This is a genomic window from Micromonospora sp. NPDC007220 (assembly GCF_040634035.1).
Taxonomy (GTDB): Bacteria; Actinomycetota; Actinomycetes; order Mycobacteriales; family Micromonosporaceae; genus Micromonospora; species Micromonospora reichwaldensis.
Map to the genome: position 1 here is coordinate 193,065 of NZ_JBEYEU010000009.1, position 24,519 is coordinate 217,583.

The window sequence follows — 24,519 nt, forward strand, 5'->3', positions numbered from 1 at the left end:
AGGCCGGCCTGGCGCTCGGCTAGGCTGGCCGGCCGGAGGTGGTGACGGGTGCGACAGGCGACGCCGGTGGCGACCGCGGCGGGACTGGTCGCGGGGTACGCCCTCGACGCGCTCCTCGGAGACCCCCGCCGGTACCACCCCGTGGCCGGCTTCGGTCGCGCCGCCGGGGCACTGGAGCGGCGGACGTACCGCCCGGACCGGCTTGCCGGAGCGGCGTTCACCGCGCTGGCGGTCGGCGCGCCGGTGCTGCTCGGCGTGGCCGCCACCGTCGCCACCCGGCGCCGGCCGGTGGCCCGGGCCGTCCTGGTCGCCGCCGGCACCTGGACGGTGCTGGGCGGCCGCACGCTGCGGCACGAGGCCACCGTCATGGGGCGTGCGCTGCGCGCCGGCGACCTCCCGGCCGCCCGGCAGCGGCTCGGCCACCTCTGCGGCCGGGACCCGTCCGCGCTCGACGAGCCCGAACTGGCCCGCGCCACCGTGGAGTCGCTCGCCGAGAACACCTCGGACGCGGTCGTCGCCCCGCTGCTGTGGGGCGCCGTCGCGGGGCTGCCCGGCCTGCTCGGGTACCGCGCGGCGAACACCCTCGACGCGATGGTGGGCCACCGCTCGCCGCGGTACGCCCGGTTCGGCACCCCCGCCGCCCGCCTCGACGACCTGCTCAACCTGGTGCCCGCGCGGCTGACGGGCCTGCTCACCGTCGCGGTCGCGCCGACCGCGCACGGCGACCGGGACCGGGCGTGGCGCGTGTGGCGCCGGGACCGCAACGACCACCCCAGCCCGAACGCCGGGCAGTGCGAGGCGGCGATGGCCGGCGCCCTCGGCGTACGGCTGGGCGGGCGCAACGTCTACTTCGGGCGCTCCGAGGTACGCCCGTTCCTCGGCGACGGCCCCCGTCCCGAGGCGCGGCACCTCAAGCGGGCCGCCCGGATCTCGGGCGCGGTCGGGCTGGCCGCGCTCGGGCTGGCCGCCACGTACCCGCTGACCCTCGGCCGGCTGGTGGGCGCCGTCGGCCGCCGGGCCGCGCAGCGGAGCGTCGCCGCCGGGCGGGAGGGGCGCCGGTGAGCGGTGGCCTGCTGGTCGCCGGCACCACCTCCGACGCCGGCAAGAGCGTGCTTACCGCCGGCATCTGCCGCTGGCTGCACCGCCGGGGCGTGAAGGTGGCGCCGTTCAAGGCGCAGAACATGTCCAACAACTCCGCCGTCGTCGTCGGCCCGGACGGCCGGGGCGGCGAGATCGGGCGGGCGCAGGCGATGCAGGCCGCCGCCTGCGGACTCGCCCCCGACCTGCGGTTCAACCCGGTGCTGCTCAAGCCGGGCAGCGACCTGGCCAGCCAGGTGGTGCTGCTCGGCGAGGCCGTCGACACGGTCACCGCGGGCAACTTCCGCGAGCTGCGGCCCCGGCTCGCCGAGACGGCGTACGCGGCGCTCGCCGAGCTGCGGGCCGCGTACGACGTGGTGATCTGCGAGGGCGCCGGCAGCCCCGCGGAGATCAACCTGCGGGCCGGCGACTACGTGAACATGGGCCTGGCCCGGCACGCCGGCCTGCCCGCGATCGTGGTCGGCGACATCGACCGGGGCGGGGTCTTCGCCTCGATGTTCGGCACCCTCGCCCTGCTGGACCCGGCCGACCAGGCGCTGATCGCCGGCTTCGTGATCAACAAGTTCCGGGGCGACCTCGGGCTCCTCCGGCCGGGGCTGGACATGCTGCGCCAGGTCACCGGCCGGCCGACGTACGGGGTGCTGCCCTGGGCGCTCGACCTCTGGCTCGACGCGGAGGACTCGCTCGCGTACGGCCGGGTGCTCGGCCGACCGGCGGCCCCGCGCGGCACCGACTGGCTGGACGTGGCCGTGGTCCGGCTGCCCCGGATCAGCAACGCCACCGACGTCGAGGCGCTCGCCACCGAGCCTGGAGTGCGGGTCCGGCTGACCGTCGAGCCGGCCGAACTAGCCGCCGCCGACCTCGTCGTGCTGCCCGGCTCGAAGTCGACCGTGGCCGACCTGGCCTGGCTGCGGCAGACCGGCCTGGCCGACGCCGTCCTGGCGCACGCGGCGGCCGGCAAGCCGCTGCTCGGCATCTGCGGCGGCTTCCAGATGCTGGCCCGGGCGATCCACGACCCGGTGGAGAGCCGGCAGGGCAGCGTGCCGGGGCTGGGCCTGCTGCCGATCGAGGTCACCTTCGACCCGCGCAAGACCGTCCGGCAGTCGGTCGGCACCGCCCGTGGCGACGTCCCGGTCCACGGCTACGAGATCCACCACGGGTACGTCTCACATGCCGACCCGGCGCTGACCCCGCTGCTGACCTGCGCGGACGGCAGCGGCGAGGGAGCCGTGGTCGGTGCCGTGCACGGCACCCACTGGCACGGTGCCTTCGAGTCCGACGGGTTCCGCCGCCGGTTCCTGACCGAGGTGGCCCGGCTCGCCGGCCGCACCGGTTTCACGGTGGCCCCCGACACCGCCTTCGCCGCCGCCCGCGAGCGCTCCCTGGACCTGCTCGGCGACCTGGTCGAGGAGCACCTCGACACCGACGCCCTCTGGCGCCTCGTCGAGTCCGGCCCGCCCGCCGGCCTCCCCTTCATCCCACCCGGAGCCCCGGAAACCCCCTGACCGAACCCCAGGAATCCCCGACCCGAGGTCGGAGTGCGGTGTGCCCACCACGGCGGCCTCGCGGACCCCCGGGTGCGCCCCACCACCCCCGCCCTGCCAACCCCCACCCGCACCCGCACCCGCACCCCGCCCGCCCTCGCACCCCCCCTGTGCCACGTCTCGCGGGGGTGATCAAGAAGTTTGCGTCCTGTGGAGGCTCGAATCAGGGCGCAAACCTCTTGATCATCGCCTCGGCTGCGGGCTGCGGGCTGCGGGCTGCGGGGCGGGGTCGGGGTGCGGGGTGCCGGGCGGTGGGTCAGGGGCGGATGTCGGCGGGGCGGTCGGACATGGGCAGCCCCGCCTCGCGCCAGGCCTGCACGCCGCCGATCATGTCGGTCGCGAGGTGCAGCCCGAGCGCCCGCAGGCTCGCGACCGCGAGGCTGGAGCTGTAGCCCTGGCGGCACACCACCACGATCCGCTGGTCGTACGCCGTGGCCTCCGGGATCCGCCATGCGCTGGCCGGGTCGAGTCGCCACTCCAGCACCGTCCGGTCGATCACGATGGCGCCGGGCAGGTCGCCCTGCTCCTGCCGCTGTGTGTCGGTGCGGGTGTCGATAAGCAACGCCCCGGTACGGACCGCCTCGACGGTCTGGTGCGGGGTCAGCCGGCGTACCCCGGCGCGGGCCTGTTCCAGGAGGGCGTCGACGCCCGGACTCATCACGCTGTGGGACACCAGCAGATCATCCCGCCCCGTCGCGGAGTCCGCCCGCCGAACGCCCCGCCGCACCCGACGAACGCTCGTTCGGGCGACCCCCGATCGGAGCGTCCCGCGCGGCCCGCCGACGCCGGGCCGCCCGTCACCGCAGGCCCGCTCCGTGACGGGGGGCCCGGCCTGGTTACCGTCGGGCACGTGGCGGTGGCGGTGGTCGAGGCGTACGACCGGCTGGCCCGGCGGGTGCTCGCCGGGCCGGCGCGGTTGGGGCGGACCCGGCTGGTGGCGGTGGACGGGCCGAGCGGCGCGGGCAAGAGCGCGTTCGCGGCGCGGCTCGCGGACGCCCTCGCCGCCCTGCCCGGCGGCAGCCCGCCGCCGGTGGTGCACACCGACGACCTGCTCGACGGCTGGGACGACCAGCTCACCTTCTGGCCCCGGCTGGAGGAGTGGGTGCTCGGGCCGCTGCGCGCCGGTCGGCCGGGGGCGTACCGCCGGTTCAGCTGGGTCCGGCGGGCCTTCCTGCCGCGCCCGGTGCCGGTCCCGGTCGCGCCGGTGCTCCTCGTCGAGGGGGTGAGCGCGGCGCGGGCCGCCGCCACCGCGGACCTGACCCTGGCCGTCTTCGTCACCGCCCCGGCGCCGCTGCGGCTGGCCCGGGCGATCGAGCGCGACGGCCCGGAGATCCTGCCGGAGCTGCGTCGCTGGCACCTCGGGGAGCGGTCGCACTTCGCCGCCGACGGCACCGAGGCGCGCGCGGACCTGGTGGTCGACGGCGCCCCGGGCCTGCCGCACGACGCCGACCGCTACTACGTGCGCCGCCGCTGAGCGGTCGGGCCGGCCGGTACCGAACCGTCACTCCGGCCTCGGGCGGGATGGGCCGGTCGGTAAGGCCGGCATACGATGCCGGTCATGACCACACCCCTCATGTCCGAGTCCGAGGTCCGGGCCGCCGTCGAGCGGGAGCTGCCCGGCGTCCGCGCCGACCTGGAACGCCTCGTCCGCATTCCCGGCATCGCGTTCGAGGGCTTCGACCACTCGCACGTGGAGCGTTCCGCCGAGGCGGTGGCCGAGCTGGTGCGCGGCTGCGGTCTCGACGTCAAGATCGTGCGCTCCGGTGGCCAGCCGGCCGTGATCGGGCGGAAGGCGGCCCCGCCCGGGGCGCCGACGGTGCTGCTCTACGCCCACCACGACGTGCAGCCGGTCGGCGACCTGACGCTGTGGGAGTCGGACCCGTTCGAGCCGGTGGAGCGGGACGGTCGGCTCTACGGCCGGGGCGCCGCCGACGACAAGGCCGGCATCATGGCGCACGTGGCGGCGCTGCGCGCGTACGGTGACGCGTTGCCGGTCGGCGTGGTGCTCTTCGTCGAGGGCGAGGAGGAGTACGGCTCCGACTCGTTGGAGCGGCTGCTCGCCGAGCACCGCGACGAGATCGCCTCGGACGTCATCGTGATCGCCGACTCCACCAACTGGGACATCGGCGTACCGGCGCTGACCACGTCCCTGCGCGGCATCGTCAACTGCTTCGTGGAGGTGCGCACCCTCGACCACGCCGTGCACAGCGGCGTCTACGGCGGTCCCGTGCCGGACGCGCTGACCGCCCTGGCGCGGTTGCTGGCCACCCTGCACACCGAGGCCGGGGACGTGGCCGTCGACGGGCTGGTCGCCCGGGAGGGCGCGAGCGTCGACTACCCGGAGGACCGGTTCCGCGCCGAGGCGGGGCTGGCCGAGGGCGTCAGCCTCATCGGCACCGGACGGATCACCGAGCGGCTCTGGACCAAGCCGGCCCTCGCGGTGCTCGGCATCGACGCCCCGTCCACCGCCGAGGCGCCGAACGCCCTGGTGCCGGCGGCCAGGGCCAAGCTGAGCGTACGGCTGGCGCCGGGCGACGACCCGAAGCGGGCGTACGCGGCCCTGCGCGCCCACCTGGAGAAGCACGCCCCGTGGGGCGCGCGGGTGACAGTCGTCTTCGAGCACGACGGCGCGCCGTGCGTCATCGACGCGTCCGGGCCGATGTTCGACGCGGCCCGCTCGGCGTTCCGGACCGCCTGGGACGGTACCGACCCGGTGGACCTCGGCATCGGCGGCTCGATCCCGTTCATCGCCACCTTCCAGGAGATGTTCCCGCGCGCGGCGATCCTGGTGACCGGCGTGGAGGACCCGCAGGCCCGGGCGCACGGCCCGAACGAGAGCCTGCACCTCGGGGAGTTCGCCCGGGTCTGCCTGGCCGAGGCGCTGCTGCTGAAGAAGGTCGCCGAGGCGGGCGTCGACGGGCGTTAGGTGTCGGAACCGTAACTTCCGGGTCGATGTGGGAGTTTGCGGTGTGTCGCCGGTCGGGTTGTTATAGCCTCTCGAACATGCGTACGAATGAGGTGATGGGCCGGCTCGACGCCGCCGTCAGCGCCCTGGGGGACGTCGACGTCTCCGCGTGGTCCGAGGACACGCTCAAGGAACAGCTCGGCGACCTGTCCGCCGCGCTGGTCGCTCTCGACACGGTGCTCTCCCGGGTCGCCGAGGAGATCCGCGCCCGCGGGCTGCGCATCGAGGAACCCGTCTCGGCCTGACCCGCCATCCCGGCGGGCGGAGGTTTTCCGGCGCCCGGGCACGGCAATGCCCGGGGTCGTGTCGGGGGTGGCTGGCAGGATGGAGCCGTGCGGTTCCTCGACCTGGCAGCCACCTCCGCCGCCGTCGGCGCCACCCGGGCCCGGCGGACCAAGGTGGAGCTGCTCGCCGCCGCGTTGCGGGCGCTCGACCCGTCCGAGGTCCCGGCGGGCGCCGGCTGGCTGGCCGGCGAGCTGCGCCAGCGGCAGACCGGGGTCGGCTGGGCGAGCCTGCGTGACCTGCCGCCGCCGGCCACCGAGCCGACCCTGACCGTGTCCGCCGTCGACGCGGCCATCGACGAGATCGCGTCCGTGCACGGGCCGGGTTCCCAGGCCCGCCGCCGGGCGCTGTTGGGCGCGCTCTACGCCGCCGCCACCGCCGAGGAGCAGCGGCTGCTGACCGGCCTGTTCAGCGGTGAGCTGCGCCAGGGCGCGCAGGCGGGGCTGCTCGCCGACGCGGTGGCCCGGGCCGCCGACGTGCCGCTCGTCGCCGTACGCCGGGCGCTGCTGCTCGCCGGTGACCTGCGCGCGGTCGCGGTCGCCGCGCTCGACGGGGGCGCGGCGGCGCTGGGCGCCTTCGGCCTCCAGGTCGGCCGCCCGCTCGCGCCGATGCTGGCGCAGAGCGCGCCCTCGGTGGACGAGGCGCTCGCGGCGACGGGCACCCCCGCCGTGGTCGACGTCAAGCTCGACGGCATCCGGATCCAGGTGCACCGCTCCGGCGACGACATCGCCGTGTTCACCCGCAGCCTGGACGACATCACCGCCCGGGTGCCGGAGGTGGTCGCCGCCGTGCGGGCGCTGCCCGCACGCGAGCTGGTGCTCGACGGGGAGGCGATCGGGCTCGACGAGACGGGCCGTCCGCTGCCCTTCCAGCAGACGTCGAGCCGGGCGGCGCGGCGCACCACGCCGAGCAGCACCGGCGCCGCCCCGGTCGCCCCGGCCGTGGCCGCCGCCGGGGCGACGGGCGCGACCGTGCTGACGCCGTACTTCTTCGACCTGCTGCACCTCGACGGCGACGACCTGATCGACCTGCCCGGCCGGGAGCGCTGGGCCGCGCTCGACGCCGCGGTCGACGCCTCGCTCGTGGTCGGCCGGGTGGAGGTCGACGACCCGGAGCGGGCCGGCGAGGCGTTCGCGGCCGCCATCGACGCCGGCCAGGAGGGGGTGGTGGTGAAGGCGCCCGACGCACCCTACGACGCCGGCCGGCGGGGATCCGCCTGGGTGAAGGTGAAGCCCCGGCACACCCTCGACCTGGTGGTGATCGCGGTCGAGTGGGGCAGCGGCCGGCGGGAGGGCTGGCTGTCCAACCTGCACCTCGGCGCCCGCGACCCGCGCACCGGCGACTTCGTCATGCTCGGCAAGACGTTCAAGGGCCTCACCGACGAGCTGCTGCGCTGGCAGACCGAGCGCTTCCTCGCCCTCGCCGTCGAGCACGGCGACTGGGAGGTGCGGGTCCGCCCCGAGCAGGTGGTCGAGATCGCCTTCGACGGGGTGCAGACCAGCTCCCGCTACCCGGGCGGGATGGCGCTGCGCTTCGCCCGCGTGGTGCGCTACCGCGACGACAAGACGGCGGCGGAGGCCGACACCATCGACGCCGTACGCGCCATCCACGCCGGCCGCGTCACCGGCTGAGCGGGGTTGGCGGGGCGGGTCAGGCGGCGCCCTGCGGCGCGGGCTCGGCGGCCCGGTCGACGGGCTGCCGCGGTCCCACGCCCGCCAGCCGACGGGCCTCCCGGCGGGCCACCCAGCCGTAGCCGAACAGGGTCATCGCGGCGAAGATCCACCACTGCACGACGTAGCCGAAGTTCTGCCAGTTGTTGTTGTATCCGACCGGCACGTCCTTGAACGCGGGGTCGGCCGCCGGGGTCTGCTCGTCGAGCAGCAGGTACGCGCCGTGCACGGGGTAGGGCAGCTCCCGGGCCAGCCGGGGCACGCCGATCCGCCGGGTCTCCAGCTTGCCGTCACGCCGGGTCACGGCGACCGAGCCGCTCTCGCTCAGGTGCACGCGCCCCGTCACGGTGACCTCGCCGGGCGGGAGGGCCGGCACCTCCGGCTGGACGGTCGCGTCGCCGCCCCGGGCCGGCGGGATCCAGCCCCGGTCCACCAGCACAGCCGTGCCGTCGGCCAGCACGAGCGGGGCGACCACCTCGAAGCCGACCGTGCGGTCCACCGAGCGGCCCCGGACCAGGACCACGTTCGCCGGGTCGTAGCGGCCGGTCACGGTGACCTTGGTCCAGGCCTTCTCCGCGACGGGGGCGGGGCCGGCCGTGCCGTTGCCGCCCGTCGGGGCCGGCAGCACGTCCCGCAGCGGCACCGGGGCCATCCGCAGGCCGGCGTCGATCCGCTCGTTGGCCTCCGTACGGCCGTGGTAGCGGTCCAGCTGCCAGTTGCCGAGCAGCACCATCACCGCCGAGGCGACCAGGGTCAGTGCGAGAATGCCCAGCCAGCGCGGCGTCAGCAGGAACCGGTACACGCCCACGAGGCTACCCCTGTGACCGGAGGCACTCGCTGCGACAGCCCCCATCGCGGGCCCGGGCGGGGTGTCGACGACTCCGCCCGGCGACGCCATACACCGCCGGCGGGCCCGTTCGGCGGCGACCGCGCGGCGGCCGCTTCGGCTATCGTCACGCGGGCGGACCGCGCGGTCGGCCCGCCGCAGGTCCCCCCGCCGCCCCGCAAGGGAGTCGATGATGACCGTCGTGCCGCGCCTGGTGCTCAGCGCGCCGTCCTCCGGCCACGGCAAGAGCGCGCTGGCGATCGGGCTGCTCGCCGCGTTCGCCGACCGGGGCGTCGACGTCGCCGGGTTCAAGGTCGGCCCCGACCGCGTGGACGCCGCGTACCTCGGGCTGGCCGCCGGCCGCCCCGGTCGGATCCTCGATCCCCGGCTGGTCGGCGCCGACCGGATCGCCCCCCTCGTCGGCCACGGCGCGGCCGGCGCCGGGCTCGCCGTGGTGCAGGGCAGCATGGGCCTGTACGACAGCCTCGCCGGCCGCCCGGAGAGCGAGTCGACGGCCGCCGTGGCCACCGCGCTGCGCAGCCCGGTCGTGCTCGTGGTCGACGTCGCGGCGACGGGGCAGTCGGTGGCCGCCCTGGTGCACGGCTTCCGCTCGTACGACGAGCAGCTCTGGCTCGGCGGGGTGATCCTCAACCGGGTGGCGTCCTCCCGGCACGAGGAGCTGCTGCGCGCGGCGCTGGACGACATCGGCGTGCCCGTCTACGGCGCGCTGCGCCGCCAGGACCTGCCGTCCGTGCTGCCCGCCCGCCGGTACGGGGCGGTGCCCGCGCTCGCCCGCACCGACGAGGCCACCCGCGCGGTCCGCCGGCTCGGCGAGGCGGTCGCCGCCACCGTCGAGCTGGACCGGCTGCTGGGCCTGGCCCGCTCCGCGCCGCCCCTGCCCGCGCCGCCCTGGACGCCGCAGCCCGGGCGGGAGGTCGCCGGGCCGCGCCCGGTCGTCGCGGTCGCCGGGGCGCCGGGCGGCAGCTACAGCGATCCCGAGGCCGTCGAGCTGCTCCGGGCGGCCGGCGCCGAGGTGGTGACGGTCGACCCGCTGCACGACGAGGCGCTGCCCGCCGGCACCGGCGCGCTGGTCGTCGGCGGCGGGCTGCCCGAGTCGTACGCCGAGCAGCTCTCCGCCAACCGCCGGCTCTGCATCGCGGTCGCCGAGCTGGCCCGCACCGGGCGGCCGGTCGTCGCCGAGGGGGCCGGCCTGCTCTGGCTGGCCCGGGAACTGGACGGGCTGCCCATGTGCGGCGTGCTCGACGCGGTGGGGACGCGCCGCGACGGCCTGGTGGTGGGCTACCGGCAGGCGACCGCGTTGACCGACAGCCTCGTGGGGCCGGCGGGCACGGTGGTGGCGGGGCACAAGGAGCACCGCGGCGTGCTCACCCCGCGCGCCGGGGCGCGGCCGGCGTGGAGCTGGGACGGCGGGGCACCCGAGGGCTTCGTCTGGCGGGGCGTGCACGCCTCGCAGCTCACCCTGCACTGGGCGGCGTACCCGCAGCTGGCGGCCCGCCTCGTGGACGCGGCGGTGGCGGCGGCGGCCGACCCCGCGACCGCCCGGCCCGACGGGGTGCCCGCGTGATCGGTCAGGTGGCGGTCCGTCGCTTTCCGGCGCTGACCGTCTCCACGCCCCGCACCGAGGTACGCGCGCTGACCGGGGCCGACGCGGCGGCGGCCGACGAGGTCTTCGCCGACCGGCAGACCCGGCGGTGGCTGCCGCTGGCCGACACCTCCGGGCAGATCGACGGCCTGGCCTGGTGCACCGACCTGGCGCGGCAGCGGCGCGACAGCGGCGACGGCGACCACTACGCGGTGGTACGCCGGGAGGACGACCTGGTGGTGGGCTGCCTGTGGACGCGGCGCACCGACTGGGGCGCCCGGTGCACCGAGGTCTCCTACGCGATGGCGGCGCACGCGCGGGGCTTCGGCCTGGCGGCCGAGGCGGTCGACGCGCTCGCCATCGCGCTGATCCTCGAACACGGCTTCCAGCGCGTCGAGCTGCGGGTCGCTCCCGGCAACCTGGCCTCCCGACGGGTCGCCGAGAAGGCCGGGTTCAGCTATGAGGGCCTGCTCCGCAACGCCGGCTTCGTCCGGGGCGGCCGGGTCGACCTGGAGGTCTGGTCCCTCGTCTCCGCCGACCTGCGCTGACCCACCCCGACCCCGGGCGGCACCGGGACCGGGGCCGGTGGCCGTGCGACCCCGGCTCAGCCGACGATGCGGTCCGACGGTGGGGTGAACTGGCGGGTGGGCTGGCCCTTGAGGCCGTCGCGGAGGGTCTGCGCCACCGCCTTGATCGGGATCTGCGACTGGCCGTCGCCGACCGCGTTGAACGGGTTGTCCGGGTCGGAGATGAAGCTCGCCGCCGCCAGTTCCGGCGTGTAGCCGACGAACCAGGCCGACCGCGTGCTGTCGGTGGTGCCCGTCTTGCCGGCCACCGGGCGGCCGACGGTGCCCCGCACGCTGTCCGCGGTCGACCAGCCGCCGCAGCTGCCGCGGGCCGGGGTGTCGCCGGTCGGGCAGCGGGCGGCGTCGGTGGCGGCGCGGGCGGCGTCGGCGTTCACCACCTGCCGGCAGCGCGGCTTGGCGACCTCCCGCTCGATGCCGGAGGCGGTCTTCCAGGTGGTCGGCGTGCCGTCCCGGTTGTAGATCGCCTGCACCGGGATCGCCTCGCAGTAGCGGCCGTCCGCGGCGATCGCGGCGTACGCGTTGGCCATCTCCAGCGGCGTGGCGTCGGAGACGCCGAGGGTGAACGCGCCCCACTGTTTCGCCTTGGCCGGGGACGCGTGCTCCCGGTCGACGTCGGTGCGCCAGCGCAGCCCGAGCTGCTCGGCCAGGCGGACCGCCTTGTCCGCGCCGACCTGCTCCTCCAGCCACACGAAGTACGTGTTCACCGACTTGCCGAAGCCGGACCACATGGTCTGGTTGCCGCTCATCGCGCCGCTGGCGTTGGACGGCGACCAACCGTCGTAGACCTCGGAGCGGTACCGGTGCGGTGCGTTGAACGAGGTGGACAGCGGCATGCCCGCGTTGAGCGCGGCCAGCATGGGGAACATCTTGAACGTCGAGCCGGCCTGGTAGCCCGCCAGGTCGCCGCCGCCGAGCAGGGGCGCCACGGTGTTCGGGTAGTTCGCCTTGACCTTCGGCCCGGCCTCGGGGTTGGAGCTCTGCCCGTTCTCGCTCAGGTCCAGCGAGTACGTCCGGTTCACCGCCATCGCCTTGACCCGCCCGGTGCCGGGCTCGGAGACCACGATGCCGTTGGCGAAGGGGCTGCCGGTGTTCTCCTTGGTGCCGACGTTCTGCTCGGCCGCCTCCTGGATCTTGGGGTCGAGGCTGAGCACGATCCGGTAGCCGCCCCGGCGCAGCTTGTCCAACCGCTCCAGCCGGTTCTCGCCGAACGCGGGCTGCGTGCTCCACCAGTTCTTCAGGTAGTCGCAGGCGAAGCCCCAGCTGTTCCACTTCTCGGGCACGGAGGCGCAGTCGTTCGGCGGGTACGTCAGCTTCAGCCGGATCGGCTCGGTCTTCGCCTGCGTGACGGCGTCCGGCGAGAGGTAGCCGAGCTGGGCCATCCGGTCGAGCACGTAGTTGCGCCGGCCGGTGGCGTCCTTCTGGTCGGAGCTGGCCGGGTCGTACTCGGACGGGGACTTGACCAGGCCGGCGAGGGTGGCCGCCTCGACGGGGCTGAGGTCCTTGGGGGCCTTGGAGAAGAAGATCTCGCTGGCCGCGTAGATGCCGTACGCGCGGTGCCCGAAGTACGCGGAGTTGAGGTAGCGCTCCAGGACGTCGTCCTTGCTGAGTTCCTTCTCCAGGTCCATCGCCATCCGCATCTCGCGGACCTTGCGCAGGCTGGTCTGCTGGGTGGCCTCCTGCACCTCCTTCGGCGTCTTCGCGCTGTCCCGCAGCGCCATCCGCACGTACTGCATGGTGAGCGTGGAGGCGCCCTGGGAGACGCCGCTGGAGCGGGCGTTGGCCACGAAGGCGCGGGCGACGCCCTTCGGGTCGACGCCCCGGTGCTGGTAGAAGCGGTTGTCCTCGGCGGCGACGATCGCCTGCTGCATGTGCGGGGAGATGTCGGCCAGCTTCGTGTACTGCCGGTACTCCTCGTAGAACATCGTCAGCACCGTCTTGCCGTCCGGCGCGTAGACGTACGACGTCTCGGCCGGCAGCGCGGTGGTGAGGATCTCGGTCTTGTGTTCCATGGCGTGCGCCGTGACCTTGGCGCCGAGGCCGGTGGCGGCGGCCACGGGGTACGCCACGGCGGCGACCACGATCCCGGCGATCAGTCCGGCGCGGAGGAGGGGAACGAGACGACCAGCGGCGGCAAGGGGTCGATTGCTCACACGCTCAAGTTATGACATTTCCGATTCGTACCTGAGAAATATTCATAAACGCCCGTGTGGTGATGCGGCCCACGCCGGGATCCGCTGTCCCGCGCGGCACCTTCCCGGCAGGATCGCGGACATGCGTGGTCAGCCGACCGGGACCCTCCCCGAACCCGACCTCACCCACCACGGCGACGCCGAGGTGGGGCCGGGGCTCGTCGACCTCGCCGTCAACGTGCGGCGCGACGCGATGCCGGACTGGCTGGCCGACCCGATCACCGCCGCGCTCGGCGACCTCGCCGCGTACCCCGACCCGGGGCCAGCACGGGCCGCCGTCGCGGCCCGGCACGGCCGCCCGCCGGCCGAGGTGCTGCTGACCGCCGGCGCGGCCGAGGGCTTCGTGCTGCTCGCCCGGGCGCTCGCCGGGGTACGCCGACCGGTGGTGGTGCACCCGCAGTTCACCGAGCCGGAGGCGGCGTTGCGCGCCGCCGGGCACCAGGTCGAGCGGGTGCTGCTCGGCGCGGACGACGACTTCCGGCTCGACCCGGCCCGGGTGCCCGCCGACGCCGACCTCGTGATGATCGGCAACCCGACCAACCCGACGTCGGTGCTGCACCCCGCCGGCGACCTGGCCGCCCTGGCCCGACCCGGCCGGGTGCTGGTGGTCGACGAGGCGTTCGCCGACACCACCGTCGCCCCCGGCGTGGCCGGCGAACCGGAGTCGCTGGCCGCCCGGCGGGACCTGCCGGGCCTGCTGGTGGTCCGCAGCCTCACCAAGACCTGGGGCCTGGCCGGTCTGCGCATCGGCTACCTGCTCGGCGAGGCGGACCTGCTGGAGCGGCTGGCCGCGGCCCAGCCGCTCTGGGCCGTCTCCACCCCCGCCCTGGCCGCCGCGTCGGCCTGCGCCACGCCCGTCGCGGTCGAGGCCGAGCGCGCCATCGCCGCCCGGCTCGCCGCCGACCGCGACCACCTGGTCGCCCGCCTGTCGGCCCTGCCCGGCGTACGCGTCGCCGGCCGTCCCGCCAGCGCGTTCGTGCTGGTGCACGTCCCCGGGGCCGCCGACGTGCGGGTCGCCCTGCGGCAGCGCGGCTGGGCGGTACGCCGGGGCGACACGTTCCCCGGTCTCGGCCCGGACTGGCTGCGGATCGCCGTGCGCGACACGGCCACCACCGACGCGTTCACCGAGGTACTGGCGGAGATCCTGGAGGCATGATGCTGGAGACCACGATCGCGGCGATCCGGCCGCCGGACGAGTCGGCGATGGCCGCCGCGCGGGAGTTGCAGGGGCGGCTGACCAAGCCCGCCGGCTCGCTCGGCGCCCTGGAGGAACTCTCCGTACGCCTCGCCGGCCTCGCCGGGCACTGCCCGCCGCCGCTGCCCGAGCCGGCCGCGGTCGCGATCTTCGCCGGTGACCACGGCGTGCACGCCCAGGGGGTGACGCCCTGGCCGCAGGAGGTCACCGCGCAGATGATCGGCAACTTCCTGGCCGGCGGCGCGGTCGTCAACGCGTTCGCCCGGCAGGCCGGTGCCTCGGTCACCGTCGTCGACGTCGGCGTGGCCACCCCGCTCCCGGCCACCGGCACCCCGGCGGGTGCCCCGCTCGCCGACGGCTCGGCGGGTGCCTTGGCCGCCGATGGCGCGCCGGCCGTTCCGCTCACCCGGCCCCCGGCGGACAGCCTGTCGGCCCGCGACGCGCCCCGGCTGGTCGCGGCGAACGTCCGCCCCGGCACCCGGGACCTGGCGGTGACCGCCGCGCTCACCCGCGAGGAGGCCCGCGCGGCCGTCGAGACCGGCATCCGGGTGGCCGACGAGCTGATCGACGCGGGCGCGGGCATCCTGCTCACCGGGGACATGGGCATCGGCAACACCACGCCGGCCGCCGCCCTGATCGCCGCGTTCACCGGCATCGACCCGGCGGAGACGACGGGCCGGGGCACCGGGGTCGACGACCCGACGTACGCCCGCAAGGTCGACGTCGTGCGGGCCGCGCTGCGCCGGCACGATCCCGATCCCGCAGACCCACTGGGCGTGCTGGCCGCCGTCGGCGGGCTGGAGCACGCCGCGCTGGCCGGGCTGATCCTGGGCGCCGCCGCCCGCCGCACGCCGGTGCTGCTGGACGGGGTGATCGCGGTCGCCGCGGCCCTTGCCGCGGCGGCCCTCGCGCCGCACGCCGTGGCCGCCATGGTGGCCGGGCACCGCTCCGCCGAGCCGGGGGCCACGGTCGCGCTGCGCCGGCTGGGCCTGGCGCCGCTGATCGACCTCGGGCTGCGCCTGGGCGAGGGCACCGGCGCGCTGCTCGCGCTGCCGGTGGTCACCGGCGCGGTCCGGGTGCTGCACGAGGTGGCCACGTTCGACTCGGCGGGGGTGGCCGAGAAGTGAGGGACCGGAGCGAGCGGCCCGCAGGCGTGTCGCGTTCCGCCGTCGCCGGCGAGCAGGGCGGGGCGGCGGCGTGAGCGGCAACCCGTACCCGCTCGGCCTGCGGCTCGCCGGCCGCCGGGTGGTCGTGGTGGGCGGGGGAGCGGTGGCCACCCGGCGGGTGCCGGCCCTGCTCGACGCCGGGGCGCACGTCTTCCTCGTCGCGCCCGAGCTGACCCCGGCGCTGCGCGCGCACGTCGACGCCGGACGGCTGCACTGGGCGCCGCGCCGGTTCGCCCCCGACGACCTGGACGGCGCGTGGCTGGTCCAGGTCGCGGTCGACGACCCGCTCGCCGCCGCGTCGGTCAGCGCCGCCGCCGCCGAGCGTCGCATCTTCTGCGTACGCGCCGACGACCGCGCCGCCGCCACCGCATGGACGCCGACGGTGACCCGCCACGGCCCGGTGACCGTGGCGGTGCTCGGCGGAGGCGACCCGCGCCGGGCGATGGCCGTCCGCGACGCCGTCCGCGCCCTCCTGGACGTGAGGAAGGGCCCCCCGTCGACGCCTGCGGTGGAGGAAGGGTCCCTGCCATCCACACAGGGTGGGCGGGTTGCGTTGGTGGGGGCCGGTCCGGGCGACCCGGAGCTGATCACCGTCAAGGGCTGGCGGCTGCTCACCGAGGCGGACGTGGTGGTCGCCGACCGGCTCGTCCCCGGGCTGCTCCTCGACGAGCTGCGCCCCGATGTCGAACTCGTGGACGCCTCCAAGATCCCGTACGGCCCGTCCCGGGGCCAGGAGGAGATCAACCGGATCCTCGTGGACCGCGCCCTGGCCGGGAAGTTCGTGGTGCGGCTCAAGGGCGGCGACCCGTACGTCTTCGGCCGGGGCGGCGAGGAGCTGCTGGCCTGCGCGGCGGCCGGCGTGCCGGTGACCGTGGTGCCCGGCGTGACCAGCTCGATCGCGGCTCCGGCCGCGGCGGGCGTCCCGGTCACCCATCGGGGGGTGGCCCACGAGTTCACCGTGGTCTCCGGGCACGTCGCACCCGACTCGCCGGCCTCCCTGGTCCGGTGGGAGGCGCTGGCCGGGCTGCGCGGCACGCTGGTCGTGCTGATGGGGCTGAAGAACCTCGCGGCGATCACCGCGACGCTGATCGCGCACGGCAAGCCGGCGGAGACACCGGCCGCCGTGGTGCAGGAGGCGACGACCGGGGCGCAGCGGGTGCTCCGCTCCACGCTCGGCGCGGTGGCCGCCGACGTGGCGGCCGCCGGGCTGCGCCCGCCCGCGGTGGTGGTGCTGGGGGACGTGGTCGACGCTCTCGCCGGGGCTGGACCTGAGGAATTTCCGGGCAGCCCACTCGCTCCGGGCGGTCAGGCTTGATCCCTGCGCGAGCGGGCTGCCCGGAAATTCCCGGTGGGCGTTGCCCGTGGGGCGGCTCGGGTTCGACCGGGCAGAGTCAGACGGGATGACGACGGCGGCCGGAGACACAGTCTCCGGCCGCCGTCGTCGCCGGTCAGGTCACTGCTTGAGCATGTTGTCCAGCAGCAGGGCGCAGCGGATCAGGCCGAGGTGGCTGTAGGCCTGCGGATGGTTGCCCAGCCCGCGCTCGGCCATCGGGTCGTACTGCTCGGGCAGCAGGCCGGTCGGGCCGGCGGTGTCCACCATCTGCGAGAACAGCTCCTCGGCGTCGGTACGCCGTCCGGTGCGCAGGTACGCCTCGATGAGCCACGCCGTGCAGATGTGGAAGCCGCCCTCCCGCCCGGGCAGGCCGTCGTCCCAGTGGTAGCGGTAGACGACCGGGCCGCTGCGCAGGTCCGCCTCGATCCGCAGGACGGTGGAGAGGAAGCGCGGGTCGTCGCCGGGGAGCAGGCCGGAGAGCCCGATCCACAGCGACGAGGCGTCCATCTCCTCGTCCCCGTACGCCACGCTGTAGGCCTCGACGGTCTCGTGCCAGCCGTACTCCAGCACGTTGGCGCCGATGCGGTCGCGCAGCTCCACCCACTCCGGCCGGTCCTCGCCGCCGTGCTGGCGCATGACGTGCAGCGCCCGGTCCACGGTCATCCAGCACATCACCTTCGAGAAGATGTGGTGCCGCGGGGGGAGGCGGGCCTCCCAGATGCCGTGGTCGGGCTCGTGCCAGCGGCGGCGGACCGCCTCGACCATGTTGTCGAGCACCCGCCACTCGTCCTCGCGGACGGAGCCGCGGGCGTCGGCCACGGCCGCGATCAGGTCCGCGATCGGGCCGAAGACGTCGAGCTGGAGCTGGTGGTTGGCGAGGTTGCCGACCCGGACCGGCCGGGAGCCGGCGTAACCGGGCAGGGTGTCGATGACCGCCTCGGCGCCCAGTTCGTAGCCGTCCACCGTGTAGAGCGGGTGCAGCCGCTCCGGGTGCCCGCCGGTGCGCTCGATGCACCCGTCGACCCAGCGCAGCAGCGCCTCGGCCTCCTCGATCGAGCCCAGGTCGACCAGGGACCGCGCGGTCATCGCCGCGTCCCGCAGCCAGCAGTAGCGGTAGTCCCAGTTGCGGACGCCGCCCAGCTCCTCCGGCAGCGAGGTGGTCGCGGCGGCCAGGATCGAGCCGGTGGCCTCGTGGCAGAGCCCGCGCAGGGTCAGCGCGCTGCGGACCACCAGGTCCCGGGCGGTGCTCGGCAGCCGCAGGGTGGCCACCCAGTCCTTCCAGGGCTGCTCGGCCAGGGACTGCCGCTCGTGGACCGACATCCGGTGGTGTTCCAGGCTGTGCGTGCCGAAGCGCAGCTCCAGCACGACCTGCCCACCGGAGGCGGAGAGGTCGACGACGGCCTTGGCCGTCTCGTAGCCGCCGTCGTTGGTGACCTGCCACTCGACCCCGGGCGAGTAGAGCGCGACCGGCTCGTTGGAGCCGAGCACCAGCAGACCGTCGCCGATCGGCTGCAACTGCACCGCGACCTGGCCGAACTCGGGCCGGGGCGCGAACTCCAGCCGGGCCCGGCCCGAGCCGGTGAGCACCCGGACCATTGTCGAGTCGCCGGTCACGACGGCCGGGCCGTCCGGCGTGGTCTCCCTGGCCGGCTTGTCCAGCCAGTCGGTGACGGTCAGGCCCGACCACCGGGTCTCGACGGTCATCGTCCCCGAGCGGTAGCGCTGCCCGAGCGGGATGCCCCCGCGCTCCGGGGCCACGCTGAAGTGCCCGGCGGGGCTGCCACCGACCAGGTCGGCGAAGATCGCCGCCGAGTCCGGCTTGGGGTGGCAGAGCCAGGTGACCTTGGCCTCGGGGGTGAGCAGGGCCACGGTCCGCCCGTTGGCCAGCATCGAGTGCCGCTCGATGGGCACCGCGCGCTCGCCGAAGAGCCAGTGCCGCCGGGTCTCCAGCAGCAGGCCGAGGGCGCGGGCGGCCTCGATCGGTTCGGCGACCCGGTAGCCGGCCTGGGTGTCACCGGGGCCGATCTTGATGCCGACGTCCGGCCCGTGCAGGTTGCCGAAGGCGTTCTCGTCGGTGACGTCGTCGCCGATGAAGAGCACCGCGCTGGCGGAGAGCTGGGTGCGCAGCTGGTCGACGGCCGTGCCCTTGTGCGTGGCGACCACCGACAGCTCGATGACCTCCTTGCCCTGGGTGACGGTGACGTCGTCCCAGGTGGCGGGGCCGCTGCGGACCGCCTCGATGGCGGCAGCCGCGATCTCGGGGGCTACCCCGCGGGTGTGCACGGCGACGCTCGCCGGCTTGCGCTCCAGCCGGATTCCCGGGTGGGCCGAGGCGATCTCGCGCAGGGCGTCGCGCAGCCGGGTGCGGACCGCGATCAGCTCGGGGGAGAGCCGCTCGACGAAGCCGATGTCGAACTCGGAGCCGTGGCTGCCGACGAGGTGGACCTCGCTGGGCAGCCGGGAGAGGGCGGCCAGGTCGCGCAGGGCCCGCCCGGAGACCACCGCCACGGTGGTCTGGGGCAGGGCGGCCAGCGCCCGGACGGCCGCCACCGACTCCGGCAGCGGCACGGCCTTGCTCGGGTCCTCCACGATCGGCGCCAGGGTGCCGTCGTAGTCGCAGGCGATCAGAAGCTGGGGTACCCGGGCGATGCGGCCGATGGCCGCCCGCAGTTCCGGGTCCATCGTGCCGGCCGCCGGGGTGACGATCTCGCTGGCGGCGTTCACGCGTCCTCCGATTGAGGCACACCGAGCTCGGTGAGGAAGGACTTCGCCCAGTGCCCCACGTCGTGGGTGCGAAGATGGCGTTGCATTGTCCGCATTCTGCGGCGTGCCTCCGGCTTCTCGACGTGCACGGCCCTCAGCAGGGCGTCCTTGACCGCGTCAGGGTCGTGCGGGTTACACAGGAACGCCTGACGCAGCTCGGTGGCGGCGCCGGCGAACTCGCTGAGCACGAGTGCACCGCCCTGGTCGGCGCGCGATGCGACGTACTCCTTGGCTACCAGGTTCATTCCGTCTCGCAGCGGGGTCACCATCATCACGTCGGCGGCGGCGTACATCGCGGCGAGTTCAGTGCGACTGTACGACTGATGCAGATAATGCACCGCCGGCACGCCGACCCTGCCGAATTCGCCATTAATCCGGCCGACCTCCCGCTCCACCTTCACGCGTAGTGCCTGGTAGTGCTCCACGCGCTCGCGGCTGGGCGTGGCGACCTGCACCATGACCGCGTCGGGAACTGTCAACTTTCCGTCAGCCAGCAGTTCGCGGAAGGCCTTGAGCCGCAACTCGATGCCCTTGGTGTAGTCGAGCCGGTCGACGCCCAGGATGATCGTCTTCGGGTTGCCCAGCTCCTCGCGGATCTCCTTCGCCCGGGCCTGGATCGCCGCGTCGGCGGCCAGCCGCTCCATCTCCTTCGTGTCGATGGAGATCGGGAACGCGCCGGCCTTCACCTGGCGCCCGTCGACCTGGATCATCTGCCCCTCGTAGCGCAGCCCGAGCAGGTGCCGGGCCAGCCGGACGAAGTTCTGCGCGGCGAGGCGCTGCTGGAACCCGACCAGGTCGGCGCCGAGCAGGCCGCGCAGGATCTCGGTGCGGAACGGCATCTGCATGAACAGCTCGATGGGCGGGAACGGGATGTGCAGGAAGAAGCCGATCCGCAGGTCGGGCCGCAGCTCGCGGAGCATCGCCGGGACGAGCTGGAGCTGGTAGTCCTGCACCCAGACCGTCGCCCCCTCGGCCGCGACCTCCGCCGCGGCTTCCGCGAAACGGGCGTTGACCAGGCGGTACGCCTCACGCCAGCGGCGCTTGTAGGCGGGCGTCTCCACCGCGTCGTGGTAGAGCGGCCAGATCGTCGCGTTGGACTGGCCCTCGTAGTAGCGCTCCAGCTCCTCCGCGCTCAGCGGCACCGGGTGCAGCCGGATGCCCTCCAGGTCGAAGGGCTCGGGGGCGGCGCCGGTGCCACCGGCCCAGCCGACCCAGGTGCCCTGGTGCTCGGCGAGGACGGGGTGCAGTGCGGTCACCAGCCCCCCGGGGCTGCGACGCCACTGCCGTCCTTCGGGGGTGCTCACCTCGTCGACGGGTAGCCGGTTCGCCACTACGACAAAGGAGCTGCGGACGGTCACGTTCGGCCACCTCCGGGTGCTGACGGGTCAACCGCGAATGAGCGTACTGAGCGTAGCTGCGGCTTCTGGGGCCCCGTGCCGGAGTCACCTACCCTTCCCACGATGGTCCAACCCTTGGCGTGATCTTGTCGATACCCCTGCTCGGAAGCAGGGGTGGCGCGACGCGTCCGGAGGTTCGGGGGCGGGGTGATGTGGGCGCGACGCCGCGTACCTGTCAGGATTGAGGATGGCGTGCGTGCGGCCGGCCACCGGCCGGCGGCGGCGGGCGGAGGTCGAAGCCCGCGCCCGCGCCCGCCGATCCCAGTCGCAACCCTACGGAGGTAGCCCACACCGTGGCCCAGTACATCTACGTCCTGGAAAAGGCGCGCAAGGCGCACGGCGACAAGGTCGTGCTCGACAACGTGACGCTGAGCTTCCTGCCGGGGGCCAAGATCGGTGTGGTCGGCCCCAACGGCGCCGGCAAGTCCAGCCTCCTCAAGATCATGGCAGGGCTGGACAAGCCGAGCAACGGCGAGGCCCGGCTGATGCCCGGCTACACCGTCGGCATGCTCGCCCAGGAGCCCCCGCTCAACGACGCCAAGACCGTGCTCGGCAACGTCGAGGAGGCGGTCGCCGAGACCAAGGCCAAGCTGGAGCGGTTCAACAAGATCGCCGAGCAGATGGCCACCGACTACTCCGACGAGCTGATGGAGGAGATGGGCCGGCTCCAGGAGGAGCTGGACCACCTCGACGCGTGGGACATCGACTCCAAGCTCGAACTGGCGATGGACGCGCTGCGCTGCCCGCCGCCGGACGCCGACGTCACCCAGCTCTCCGGTGGCGAGCGCCGCCGGGTGGCGCTGTGCAAGCTGCTGCTGGAGGCGCCCGACCTGCTGCTGCTCGACGAGCCCACCAACCACCTGGACGCGGAGAGCGTCTCCTGGTTGGAGCAGCACCTGGCCAAGTACGCCGGCACCGTCATGGCGATCACCCACGACCGGTACTTCCTGGACAAGGTGGCCGGCTGGATCCTGGAGCTGGACCGCGGCCGGGCCATCGGCTACGAGGGCAACTACTCCACCTACCTGGAGAAGAAGGCGGCCCGGCTGGCCGTCGAGGGCCGCCGCGACGCCAAGATGAAGAAGCGGCTCACCGAGGAACTGGAGTGGGTCCGCTCCAACGCCAAGGCGCGGCAGACCAAGTCCAAGGCCCGACTCGACCGCTACGACGAGATGGCCAACGAGGCGGAGAAGACCCGCAAGCTCGACTTCGAGGAGATCCAGATCCCGCCGGGCCCGCGCCTGGGCAACACGGTGATCGAGGCGCAGAACCTCAGCAAGGGCTTCGGCGACCGGCTGTTGATCGACAACCTGTCGTTCTCGCTGCCGCGCAACGGCATCGTCGGCATCATCGGCCCCAACGGCGTCGGCAAGACCACGCTGTTCAAGACCATCGTCGGGCTGGAACAGCCGACCGGCGGCGAGGTCCGGGTCGGCCCCACCGTCTCGCTGTCGTACGTCGACCAGAACCGGCAGGGCCTCGACGGCGACAAGAGCGTCTGGGAGGTCGTCTCCGACGGCCTGGACTACCTCATGGTGGGCAAGGTCGAGATGCCGTCGCGGGCGTACATCGCGGCGTTCGGATTCAAGGGGCCGGACCAGCAGAAGCCGACCAAGGTGCTCTCCGGCGGCGAGCGCAACCGGCTCAACCTGGCGCTGACGCTGAAGATCGGCGGCAACGTGATCCTGCTCGACGAGCCGACCAACGACCTGGACGTCGAGACCCTCTCCAGCCTGGAGAACGCGCTGCTGGAGTTCCCCGGCTGCGCCGTGGTCATCTCCCACGACCGGATGTTCCTCGACCGGGTCTCCACGCACATCCTGGCCTGGGAGGGCGACGACGAGGACCCGTCCCGCTGGTTCTGGTTCGAGGGCAACTTCGAGGCGTACGAGAAGAACAAGATCGACCGGCTCGGCGCGGAGGCGGCCCGCCCGCACCGCGTGACCTACCGCAAGCTGACCCGTGACTAAGAGCGCGGACCGCAGCCGATCATGAGCGACCGCTTCGTCTACCACTGCACCCTGCGGTGGTCCGACCTGGACGCGTACGGCCACATCAACAACTCGCGCTTCCTCACCCTCTACGAGGAGGCGCGGGTGGCGTTGATGTTCGCCGGCGGCCGGGCGTGGGGGGTGGGCTCGTTCGCCGACGGCGTCGTGATCAGTCGGCACGAGATCGACTACCTGCGCCCGGTCGAGTACGCCCTCGGCCGGGCCACCGCCGAGGCCGCCCCCACCGTGCGCATCGAGCTGTGGGTGGAGGAGATCCGGGGCGCGTCCTTCACCGTCGCCTACGAGCTCTTCGACGGCGAGGTGCTGGCCAGCCGGGCCCGCTCGGTGCTGGTGCCGTTCGACCTGACCCGGCAGCGGCCCCGGCGGATCACCCCGGAGGAGCGCACGTTCCTGCTCACGTACGCGCCGCAGGGCGGGGTGGCGTGACGGCGGCCGGCGGGCCGGTCGCCCCGGCGGGGGCCGGTGGCGGCGGGACGGTCGCCGGTGGGCACGGGATCGCCGACGCGGCCGACGCGGGGGCCTTCCTGGCCCGTCTCGTCCGGCTGGACGGCGACGCGCCGGTCCGGCTCAGGTCGGCCGGCGCGACGGGCCGTACGGCCCTCTGGGGGCGTCTGCCGTGGGGCGTGCTGGTCGTCCGCACGGTGGCCGGCGACGGCCCCGGCGACGCCACGGTCCCGGCCCGCGAGTTGCTGGCCGAGCTGGCGGCGGGCGGCGCGGCCCTGCCGACGCGGCGGGACGAGCGGTGGCGGTGGCCGCTGCCGCCCGCGGCGAGCCGCCGGGTGGAGACGCTGCCGGGCGTGGAGCTGCGGCGGATCGCGGCGGCGGCAGCGGGAGCCCTGCGCGACGCCAGCACCCACGGCGTCGGCGGGCGTGCGGTGGGGCAGCGGGCGCTGCGGGACGCGCTGCTCGACCACGTGCCCGTGGTGGTCACCCCGGAGGACCCGCCAGGCGAGCCGGTCGAGGTGACCCAGCGGATGGTCCAGGGGGTGGTCCGGATGGGCTTCCTGGGACCCGCCGAGGGGGTGGCCGGGACGGTCGGCGGGGGCGACGTCCAGGTGCGAACGGTTGGCCGATGGGTCGGCCTGGTGGGACCGTACGGAGCGATATGGTCGCAGAAGGCCACCGAACTTGCCGTGCGGCCCCTCTGAATTCATCCGTTCGGCTGACCCTCGGTCATTCTTCTGTCCTGGGGCTGCCGTTGGGGGGGTGCTTCAACCCGGCTGTCCGGGTACCGTCCATCCTCGGATCCAACGCACCGTAGGCGAGTGGATCCGCTGGGGAGTGAGGTGCGCGAGCGATGCCGTGGTGGTCATGGCGCCCCGGTCCCGCCAACGGCGGCGGCGACCCGGAAAGGCGGAGCGGGGTCACAGTGGAGAGCACCGTCCGGGTCGGACCACCGACCCCCCGTCAGCCGGGAGACGACTGCCCGCCGACGGAGCGAGCCGTGATCGCGGACATGCCCGCCACGGTCGAGCCGGTCACCCTACGCCGCGTCTGCGACGCACTCGACAGGCTCGACGTGCGCTACCTGGCCGACGGCGACGGCAACCTGCTGGCCATGTGGGAGCGGCACGCCGTGCTGGTCACACTGGAGGGTCCGGAGGACGAGATCCTGGTGATGCGGGCCCGTCCACACGCGACGGTGCCGCCGGACTGGGCCGACCGCGCCTACCGCGTGGTCAACGAGTGGAACCACACCCGCCGCTTCTGCAAGGCCTACATCGGCGACCCGACCGAGCGCGGCCAGTTGCCGATCTACGCGGAGTTGCAGGTGCCGTTCGGTGCCGGGGCGCACGACGCGCTGCTGGTCGAGATGCTCGACTGCGGCGCGGCGGTCGCCACCAGCTTCGTGGACTGGCTGCACGACGAGGGCGCCCTGCTCTGAGGCG

General features: G+C 74.6%; 19 protein-coding genes and 1 pseudogene. 15 read left to right on the top strand and 5 right to left on the bottom strand.

Annotated elements, in window-relative coordinates; genetic code table 11:
* Positions 1-48 precede the first annotated feature (48 nt).
* Entirely contained in the window at positions 49-1,062 is a 1,014-nt protein-coding gene (locus ABZ573_RS18850) for a cobalamin biosynthesis protein (protein ID WP_327029374.1), read from the top strand.
* Positions 1,059-2,603 (top strand): cobyric acid synthase, encoded by a 1,545-nt coding sequence (locus ABZ573_RS18855; RefSeq protein WP_327029373.1) that lies wholly within the window; start codon positions 1,059-1,061, stop codon positions 2,601-2,603. Before ABZ573_RS18850 ends, ABZ573_RS18855 begins: the two co-directional genes overlap by 4 nt.
* Positions 2,604-2,898: 295 nt before the next feature.
* Here the strand turns inward: ABZ573_RS18855 and ABZ573_RS18860 are convergent, their stop codons facing one another.
* Complete coding sequence (locus tag ABZ573_RS18860) at positions 2,899-3,300, bottom strand: rhodanese-like domain-containing protein (protein WP_151456079.1); 402 nt, start codon at positions 3,298-3,300, stop codon at positions 2,899-2,901.
* Between the two features lie 192 nt (positions 3,301-3,492).
* On the opposite strand from ABZ573_RS18860, the pseudogene ABZ573_RS18865 reads away from it, so the two are divergent.
* From ABZ573_RS18865 to ABZ573_RS18880, 4 genes and pseudogenes are all read left to right on the top strand, one after another.
* Positions 3,493-4,208 (top strand): annotated as a pseudogene (locus ABZ573_RS18865) (hypothetical protein); the annotation flags it as partial.
* Positions 4,209-4,215: 7 nt separating this feature from the next.
* Positions 4,216-5,568, top strand: coding sequence for a dipeptidase (locus ABZ573_RS18870; RefSeq protein WP_192581493.1), 1,353 nt, complete (start codon positions 4,216-4,218; stop codon positions 5,566-5,568).
* 77 nt (positions 5,569-5,645) lie between these two features.
* Entirely contained in the window at positions 5,646-5,852 is a 207-nt protein-coding gene (locus ABZ573_RS18875) for a hypothetical protein (RefSeq protein ID WP_151456071.1), read from the top strand.
* An 87-nt stretch (positions 5,853-5,939) separates the two neighbouring features.
* Complete coding sequence (locus ABZ573_RS18880; RefSeq protein ID WP_151456072.1) at positions 5,940-7,520, top strand: ATP-dependent DNA ligase; 1,581 nt, start codon at positions 5,940-5,942, stop codon at positions 7,518-7,520.
* 19 nt (positions 7,521-7,539) lie between these two features.
* On the opposite strand, the gene ABZ573_RS18885 is transcribed toward ABZ573_RS18880, so the two are convergent.
* Positions 7,540-8,367, bottom strand: coding sequence for an SURF1 family protein (locus tag ABZ573_RS18885; RefSeq protein WP_192581491.1), 828 nt, complete (start codon positions 8,365-8,367; stop codon positions 7,540-7,542).
* A 211-nt stretch (positions 8,368-8,578) separates the two neighbouring features.
* Here ABZ573_RS18885 and ABZ573_RS18890 point away from each other — a divergent pair, with 211 nt between their 5' ends.
* Entirely contained in the window at positions 8,579-9,970 is a 1,392-nt protein-coding gene (locus tag ABZ573_RS18890; RefSeq protein ID WP_151456074.1) for a cobyrinate a,c-diamide synthase, read from the top strand.
* Positions 9,967-10,536, top strand: coding sequence for a GNAT family protein (locus ABZ573_RS18895; RefSeq protein ID WP_132239339.1), 570 nt, complete (start codon positions 9,967-9,969; stop codon positions 10,534-10,536). The genes ABZ573_RS18890 and ABZ573_RS18895 overlap by 4 nt, the downstream gene beginning before the upstream one ends.
* A gap of 56 nt (positions 10,537-10,592) precedes the next feature.
* Here the strand turns inward: ABZ573_RS18895 and ABZ573_RS18900 are convergent, their stop codons facing one another.
* Positions 10,593-12,725 carry a transglycosylase domain-containing protein gene (locus ABZ573_RS18900; RefSeq protein ID WP_151456075.1) on the bottom strand — a complete coding sequence of 711 codons (2,133 nt, stop codon included), beginning with the start codon at positions 12,723-12,725 and terminating at the stop codon, positions 10,593-10,595.
* A gap of 121 nt (positions 12,726-12,846) precedes the next feature.
* Here ABZ573_RS18900 and cobC point away from each other — a divergent pair, with 121 nt between their 5' ends.
* The 3 genes from cobC to cobA all read left to right on the top strand — a co-directional run bounded on the left by cobC (position 12,847) and on the right by cobA (position 16,440).
* Positions 12,847-13,920, top strand: a complete 1,074-nt coding sequence (cobC, locus tag ABZ573_RS18905; RefSeq protein WP_327029372.1) for an Rv2231c family pyridoxal phosphate-dependent protein CobC — start codon at positions 12,847-12,849, stop codon at positions 13,918-13,920.
* Positions 13,920-15,086 (top strand): nicotinate-nucleotide--dimethylbenzimidazole phosphoribosyltransferase, encoded by a 1,167-nt coding sequence (locus ABZ573_RS18910; RefSeq protein WP_358119477.1) that lies wholly within the window; start codon positions 13,920-13,922, stop codon positions 15,084-15,086. Before cobC ends, ABZ573_RS18910 begins: the two co-directional genes overlap by 1 nt.
* A 70-nt stretch (positions 15,087-15,156) precedes the next feature.
* Positions 15,157-16,440 carry a uroporphyrinogen-III C-methyltransferase gene (gene cobA, locus ABZ573_RS18915; RefSeq protein WP_358119431.1) on the top strand — a complete coding sequence of 428 codons (1,284 nt, stop codon included), beginning with the start codon at positions 15,157-15,159 and terminating at the stop codon, positions 16,438-16,440.
* Positions 16,441-16,578: 138 nt separating this feature from the next.
* On the opposite strand, the gene otsB is transcribed toward cobA, so the two are convergent.
* Both otsB and ABZ573_RS18925 read right to left on the bottom strand, forming a co-directional pair.
* Positions 16,579-19,182 (bottom strand): trehalose-phosphatase, encoded by a 2,604-nt coding sequence (otsB, locus tag ABZ573_RS18920; protein WP_358119434.1) that lies wholly within the window; start codon positions 19,180-19,182, stop codon positions 16,579-16,581.
* Entirely contained in the window at positions 19,179-20,579 is a 1,401-nt protein-coding gene (locus ABZ573_RS18925; RefSeq protein WP_151457132.1) for a trehalose-6-phosphate synthase, read from the bottom strand. The genes otsB and ABZ573_RS18925 overlap by 4 nt, the downstream gene beginning before the upstream one ends.
* 332 nt (positions 20,580-20,911) lie before the next feature.
* Here ABZ573_RS18925 and ettA point away from each other — a divergent pair, with 332 nt between their 5' ends.
* From ettA to ABZ573_RS18945, 4 genes are all read left to right on the top strand, one after another.
* Positions 20,912-22,588 carry an energy-dependent translational throttle protein EttA gene (gene ettA, locus ABZ573_RS18930; RefSeq protein ID WP_151457131.1) on the top strand — a complete coding sequence of 559 codons (1,677 nt, stop codon included), beginning with the start codon at positions 20,912-20,914 and terminating at the stop codon, positions 22,586-22,588.
* 21 nt (positions 22,589-22,609) lie between these two features.
* Positions 22,610-23,056, top strand: a complete 447-nt coding sequence (locus tag ABZ573_RS18935) for a thioesterase family protein (protein WP_151457130.1) — start codon at positions 22,610-22,612, stop codon at positions 23,054-23,056.
* 68 nt (positions 23,057-23,124) lie between these two features.
* Positions 23,125-23,778, top strand: a complete 654-nt coding sequence (locus tag ABZ573_RS18940; RefSeq protein ID WP_327031085.1) for a hypothetical protein — start codon at positions 23,125-23,127, stop codon at positions 23,776-23,778.
* Positions 23,779-23,927: 149 nt separating this feature from the next.
* On the top strand, positions 23,928-24,515 hold the full coding sequence (locus ABZ573_RS18945; protein WP_151455969.1) for a YbjN domain-containing protein: 588 nt from the start codon (positions 23,928-23,930) through the stop codon (positions 24,513-24,515).
* Positions 24,516-24,519: the final 4 nt, after the last annotated feature.

Bases quoted from the DNA above. Each gene is read 5' to 3' on its own strand.
- ABZ573_RS18860 (WP_151456079.1), bottom strand. From the start codon at position 3,300: ATGAGTCCGGGCGTCGACGCCCTCCTGGAACAGGCCCGCGCCGGGGTA.
- ABZ573_RS18870 (WP_192581493.1), top strand. From the start codon at position 4,216: ATGTCCGAGTCCGAGGTCCGGGCCGCCGTCGAGCGGGAGCTGCCCGGC.
- ABZ573_RS18875 (WP_151456071.1), top strand. From the start codon at position 5,646: ATGCGTACGAATGAGGTGATGGGCCGGCTCGACGCCGCCGTCAGCGCC.
- ABZ573_RS18890 (WP_151456074.1), top strand. From the start codon at position 8,579: ATGACCGTCGTGCCGCGCCTGGTGCTCAGCGCGCCGTCCTCCGGCCAC.
- cobC (WP_327029372.1), top strand. From the start codon at position 12,847: ATGCGTGGTCAGCCGACCGGGACCCTCCCCGAACCCGACCTCACCCAC.
- ABZ573_RS18910 (WP_358119477.1), top strand. From the start codon at position 13,920: ATGCTGGAGACCACGATCGCGGCGATCCGGCCGCCGGACGAGTCGGCG.
- ABZ573_RS18935 (WP_151457130.1), top strand. From the start codon at position 22,610: ATGAGCGACCGCTTCGTCTACCACTGCACCCTGCGGTGGTCCGACCTG.
- ABZ573_RS18945 (WP_151455969.1), top strand. From the start codon at position 23,928: ATGCCGTGGTGGTCATGGCGCCCCGGTCCCGCCAACGGCGGCGGCGAC.